Here is a 6000-nt window from a genome sequence, read left to right on the forward strand (position 1 = left end):
GTGGACGGGTGCGCCTGACGCGCACCGGTGTGCGGTTGCTGCGTGGTGTGTTCGCGCTCAGTGCGTACTGCGGTGGTGCGGTGCCGGGCTCGTCGTCAACGCGCGCCGGCGAGGGACGTCAACGCGCGCCGACGCGGGCCATGGTCCCGTGCCGCGGCTGCGCCGGTACGCCCGCGGGCTCGGCTGCGACGCGGGTCGCGGGCTGCCTGCCCGCTCCCGGCCCGGATCCCGCTCCGGACGCCGCCACCGGTGCGCGCCGCGGCTGCGCCGCGACGCCGTTCTGCACATCCATCACGGCATGTGCGACCAGCCCGCCCATCGGGTCGTGCCGGATCAGGTCCCGGAGGCGGGAGCGCGAGGAGCGCCCCTCGTTCCCGGGATACAGGTGCTTGCCGAGACCGACCGCGTGGGCCAGCGCGGCGAGCGCCGCGGTCCGCGGGTCCGGCGGTACGCCGGTGCGGATCGCACTGTCCAGCCGGTTCTTGATCTCCCGGCTGATGGCCGTGTCCGTCGCCTGGTAGCGAGTCGTCGGCAGCACCCCGCACATCTGGCCCGCCACGGCATGGACCATGCCGCACCGCTCCAGATGCGTGAGATACGTCTGGCGCAGCCCCAGCCGGGGCCCGCCGATCCAGTGGACGGCGCGCACCGGGCTGCCGCGTCGGCGCAGCAACTCAAGCGCGGAGTCCAGAGTCGGATCTCCGGTCGGCCGTGGCAGCACCACGGCGATACGATCCCCGTCAGGGGCTATCCGTCCGGCCAGAGCCAGCTCCACGAGCTGGGCCCCGGCCAGACCGAGGTCGAGCGACTGCGGCTGCGCTGTGGTTCCCGTTGCCGGGTCCAAAGCGAGCAGCAGAAGCTCCTCCGGAATTGTTCTGCGGCTCCTGCCCATCCATGCCTCCCCGCGTGGATGAATGACAGGGTGACCCCTCTCACATTCATCTGTCGAGAGTGCGTGGGGGGTTAGGCAGGGAACCTGTAGGTATGTCGTTCTCGTCTAGCACCTTGGCGACGCCTTCTGTGGGGCGGGGCGCCCAGCGTTTCGCGTGGCGGTGCGGACCTGCCTCGCGGACACAGGACACTTGGCAACACTGGGCCAGTCAGAGCGCGACGTATCGCGGACGTGTGAAGGAGACATAGGTGGCGGGCGAGTCCCCCGGCAAGCCGGAGCAGAAGCAGTCGTCGGGGGAGACGGCGGGGAGCGAACGCGATCCGCGGCTCGCAGTCTTCCGCGAATCACCGGCCGAGCCGAAGAAGCCGGCCGGGAAGACGAAGGCCGACGAGGCGGGCAGGATCGGCGAGGCGGACAAGTCCGGTAAGGCCGGGAAGTCCGGTGCGGCCGATGAGGTCGGTACGGCCGACAAGTCGGACAAGGGTGATGTGGCGGGCTCGGCGGACGAGCCCGGTGCGCAGGGCGAGGGCCGGGACGAACGGCTGCGGGAAGCGGTCGCCGCGTGGGTGGCGACCAAGGACGACGACGGCGACGAGAACGGTTCCGGCGCAGACGCCGATGGCGCCTCCGGGGCCGGCGAGGGCGCCGAGAAGGACACGCGTGCGAAGGCTGAGGCGGGAGAGGCGCCGGTGACAGAGGCGTCGGCCGACGCCGGTTCCGGTGCCGCAGCCAAGGGCGCGGCGAAGGGCGCGGCGAAGAGCCCTGCCGCGAAGCGGGCGTCGAAGGGCGCCGCCGGGAGCGCCCCCTCAAGCGCCCCTGAGAGCGCCTCCGGGAGCGCCGCGAAGGATGCCCCCAAGAGCGCCGCGAAGGGCGCTCCCAAGGGCGGTACCGCGGGCCCCGGGGCCAAGAGCGGTTCCGGGAGCCCTGCGGCCGCGAGTGCCGCCAAGGGCGCCGCCTCCAAGGATTCGGCGCCCAAGGATTCCGCTGCCGAGGGCTCGACCGCCAAGGGCGAGGGCGCTTCCGGTGCCGCCTCCGGGAGTGCGTCGCAGGCCGTCGACCAGCCGACGGCGATCTTCAAGGCGCCGAGCTTCGACGAGGGCGGCAAGGAGCCCGCGGACGAGGCCACGCGAGTGTTCCCGATCGCAAAGCAGAAGGGCGCGGACGGCGCCGGTACGGCGAAGCCCGACGCGAAGAGCGGCGCGAAGCCCGACGCCGAGAGCGGTGCTGAAGGTGCCGCCAAGGGCGACGTCACGGGCGCCGCGAAGGCCGGGAAGTCCGACGCCAAGTCCGACGCCAAGGCCGACACCACGTCCGGCTCCGAGGCCAAGAAGCCGGACGCCAAGAAGCCGGACGCCCAGAAGCCGGACACCAAGAAGCCCGACGCCCAGAAGTCCGGGAAGCCCGACGCCAAGGCCGCGCCCGCCGTCGACCAGCCGACCACCGCGATCAAGGCCGTACGGCCTCCCGGTGCCGCGGAGTCGGACGGCGAGCGCACCAGCCAGTTCGTGGCGCTGAAGTCCACCGACCCGCAGCCGATCAAGTCGCCGCGGCCGGTCGGGGGCGACAAGCCCGGCAAGGCGGGCAAGGGCGGGAAGCAGGCGGCCAAGGACGCCGCGAAGACCGACGACAAGCCGGACACGCAGCCGGGCAAGCAGTCGGACGCGAAGCCGGCTGCCGAGCCGGACGTCACCCCTGGCACGAAGTGGGGCGCGAAGGCCGCCGCCAAGTCCGGTGCCGCCACCGGTACGCAGCCGGAGGCCAAGCCCGGTGCCGCCGAGGCACCCGCCACCGCGGCCCCGGCCGGCACGGTGGCGAAGCCCGGCGCCACCGCGCAGCCCGGCGCCACCGCGCAGCCCGGCGCGCTGCCGGATTCCGAGCAGACCAAGCAGCAGCCGCTGCCGCCGCTGGACCTGCTGGCGCAGTTGACCAACACCCCGCCGCCGCCCGAGACCCCGCTGCGCACCGTCGCGCGCCGGTTCAAGATCTGGACTCCGCTGGTGGTCCTGCTGGCGATCATCTTCGTCGTCGTCCAGCAGGTGCGGCCGCTGCCCGACCCGACCCTGGGGCTGGGCGAGAAGTCCTCGTACACCTTCGCGGGTGGCAGCTTCCAGATGCCGTGGCCGGGCGAGGGCCAGGCCGCGGCGAAGGTCGTGGGGGTGGGTGACGTCGGTACCTACGGGCCGCAGAAGCCCGTGCCGACGGCCAGTGTCGCGAAGGTGATGACCGCCCACTTGATCCTCAAGAACCACCCGCTCAAGGTGGGTGAGCAGGGACCGAAGATCAAGGTGGACGCGCAGGCCGTCAAGGAATCAGGGGCCGAGGACGAGTCGCGGGTGGGCGTCAAGGAAGGGCAGTCGTTCACGGAGTTCCAGATGCTCCAGATGCTGCTCATCCCGTCCGGCAACAACATCGCCCGGCAGCTCGCGCGCTGGGATTCGCAGTCCGAGGGGGCGTTCCTCGACAAGATGAATGCCGAGGCCAAGGCCCTGGGCATGAAGAACACCACCTACACCGATCCCAGCGGATTCAAGGAGACCACCAAGAGCACGGCGGTCGACCAGGTCAAACTGGCCGAAGCCGTGATGAAGAACGAGGTCATCCGCAAGATCGTCGCCATGCCGAACGCCGAGGTGCCCGGTCTTCCCGAGCGGCTGGAGAACAACAACAGCCGCCTGCTGATCAAGGGAACCGGCGTCCTGGGCGTCAAGACGGGGTCGAGCAGCCCGGCCGGTGGCGCGCTGATGTGGGCCGCCAAGCGGACCATCGACGGCAAGCCGCAGACCATCGTCGGCGTGACGATGGACCAGCACTTCAAGGGCTTGGACCCGAACGCCGAGAACAGCCTGCGCCTCGTGCTCGACAGGAGCTACAAGATGCTCAGGGCGGTGCAGGATGCCATGACGTCCGCCACTGTGGTCAAGAAGGGGGACGTGGTCGGCTACGTCGACGACGGTGTCGGCGGGCAGACGCCCGTAGTGGCCACCGAGACCCTCAAGGCGGTCGGGTGGCCCGGCTTCAAGGCGCAGTTCTCGATCGACGCCAACGCTTCCGTACCGCACGAGGCGAAGGCTGGCACGGTCGTCGGACAACTGCGTGTCGGCAGCGGCCCCGGCAAGATGACGGTCCCCGTGGCCCTGCAGAAGAACCTCACCGAGCCGACCTTCGGCGCGAAGCTGACGCGGATCGGCTGAGTACGACCCGTATGACCCGTACACCCCGTACGTACGAGCAGTAAGGCCGCCGCGCACCGGTGGGCGCGGGGTTTCAGACACAGCTCTGGGCCCCCGCCTGCCGGTGTGCGGCGGCTGTCGTACGGTCTGAGGGTGTCCGGACAGTCCGGCCCGGCCCGGTGGAGCGGAGTCCGTCATCGACGTAGCGCAGACCGCGTACGCGTCCCCCGCGCGCGCCAGAGGAATCTGGGCGTCGCGGGGGGCCGTCGCGTTGTACCCCGCCACCTTGATGCTCGTCCTGGGCCTGTGGGGGCTCCGCAGGCAGGACAGCATGTGGCGGGACGAGGCGGTCACGTACGACATGGCGCACCGCTCCCTGGCGGAGCTGTGGCCGACCCTCCAGACCGTGGACGCGGTGCACGGTCTCTACTACATGCTCATGCGCGGGTGGTTCCTCGTCTTCGACGGGGGTGTGGTGGCCCTGCGGCTGCCGTCCGTGGTCGCGATGGCGGCGGCCGCTGCCGGGGTCACGCTGCTCGGCAGGCAACTGGCGGGCCGGCGCGCCGGGCTCTTCGCCGGGCTCGTCTTCGTCCTGCTGCCGATGGTGCAGCAGTACGCACAGGAGGGCCGCTCCTACGCGCTGGTCTGCGCGCTGGTGGTGTGGTCCACCTACCTGCTGACGCGGGCCACCGCCAGGCCCGGCAGACGCCTGTGGGCGGGGTACGCGGCGCTGTCGCTGGCCGCCTGTCTGATGCATGAGTTCGCCGTACTGGTCCTGCCCGCGCACGGCGCCGCCGTCGTCCTGTCCGGGCTGCCGCGCGTGGTGCGCCGGGCCTGGTGCGTGGCGGCGGCCGCGGTGATCGTCGGCCTGGTGCCGCTGGCCCTGTTCAGCATGGGGCAGTCGGAACAGCTCAGTTGGCTCCAGTGGCCCAACCCCGTCCAGCTCGGCACCTTCATCGCCCTGGTGCTGGGCGGCCTGCTCTGCTCCCGTGCCCCGGTCGCCCGTGCGGGCCGGCAGCGGCTGCGCCTGCGGCCGGTCGCGTTTCCCCTGCTGGTCCTGCCCACGGCGCTGCTGGTGCTGCTCTCCCAGCTCAAGCCGATGTACGTGGACCGCTACGTCCTGTACTACGTGGCCGGGTTCGCCCTCCTGGCGGGCGCGGCGCTCGACTGGGTGCTGCGCCCGTCCGGCCGCCGCGGCCAGACCCGGCGCAGGGTGCTGTACCGGTCGGCGGCGCTCGTCGTGGTGCTCGCGCTGCTGGTCCCCGTGAACGTCTTCCTGCGCAGCCCGCAGAGCCGTACCGACGACGCGATCGCCGTCACCCACGCGGTACGGGAGCTGTCGTCGCCGGGTGACGGCCTGCTGTTCCTGCCCGCCCGGCGCCGGGTGTGGGCGGCGGCCGCGCCCCACGAGTTCCACCGCCTGCGGGACCTCGCGCTCGACGAGAGCCCGGTGGCCTCGCACACCCTGTACGGCACCGAACTGTCCGGCGACCGCGTCCACGCGCACATGATGCGGGCCCGCCGTATCGTCGCGGTCGGCGACGCGAAGGGACAGCCGCTCGACCGGACCGACCAGGAGATCGCCAAGCGGACCACCCTGCGGGCCGCGTTCCAGGCCTGCGCGACACGGGACGTGAAGGGCGCCCGGGTCACGCTGTACGCCCGGCCCGGGGGCTGCTGAGGGCCGGTGGGCGTGCTCATGGGCCCGGGCTGCTGTGCCTGGGTCAGGCCTGTGGTGCCCGGCTCAGGCTGTGGTGCCCGGCTCAGGCCCGTGATACCTGGCTCAGGCTGTGGTGCCCGGCTCAGGCCCGTGGTACCCGGCTCAGGCTTGCTGTGCCTGGTTCAGGCCTGTGGTGCCCGGCTCAGGCTGTGGTGCCCGGCTCAGGCCCGTGATACCTGGCTCAGGCTGTGGTGCCCGGCTCAGGCCCGTGGTACCCG

The 6000-nt window shown here is 71.9% G+C and carries 3 protein-coding genes; 2 read left to right on the plus strand and 1 reads right to left on the minus strand.

Annotated elements, in window-relative coordinates:
• Positions 1-118: 118 nt before the first annotated feature.
• Entirely contained in the window at positions 119-892 is a 774-nt protein-coding gene (locus ACH4EB_RS15250) for a GPP34 family phosphoprotein (RefSeq protein WP_398347910.1), read from the minus strand.
• 248 nt (positions 893-1140) lie between these two features.
• Here ACH4EB_RS15250 and ACH4EB_RS15255 point away from each other — a divergent pair, with 248 nt between their 5' ends.
• Both ACH4EB_RS15255 and ACH4EB_RS15260 read left to right on the plus strand, forming a co-directional pair.
• Positions 1141-4083, plus strand: a complete 2943-nt coding sequence (locus ACH4EB_RS15255; RefSeq protein WP_398347912.1) for a D-alanyl-D-alanine carboxypeptidase — start codon at positions 1141-1143, stop codon at positions 4081-4083.
• Between the two features lie 268 nt (positions 4084-4351).
• A complete protein-coding gene (locus tag ACH4EB_RS15260; RefSeq protein WP_398348121.1) occupies positions 4352-5743 on the plus strand; it encodes a glycosyltransferase family 39 protein in 1392 nt (463 codons plus the stop codon).
• Positions 5744-6000: the final 257 nt, after the last annotated feature.

The sequence above is a fragment of the Streptomyces sp. NPDC018045 genome, assembly GCF_044327445.1.
GTDB lineage: Bacteria > Actinomycetota > Actinomycetes > Streptomycetales > Streptomycetaceae > Streptomyces.

Coding starts and splice junctions, on each gene's coding strand:
- ACH4EB_RS15250 (WP_398347910.1), bottom strand. CDS start 892: ATGGGCAGGAGCCGCAGAACAATTCCGGAGGAGCTTCTGCTGCTCGCT.
- ACH4EB_RS15260 (WP_398348121.1), top strand. CDS start 4,352: ATGCTCGTCCTGGGCCTGTGGGGGCTCCGCAGGCAGGACAGCATGTGG.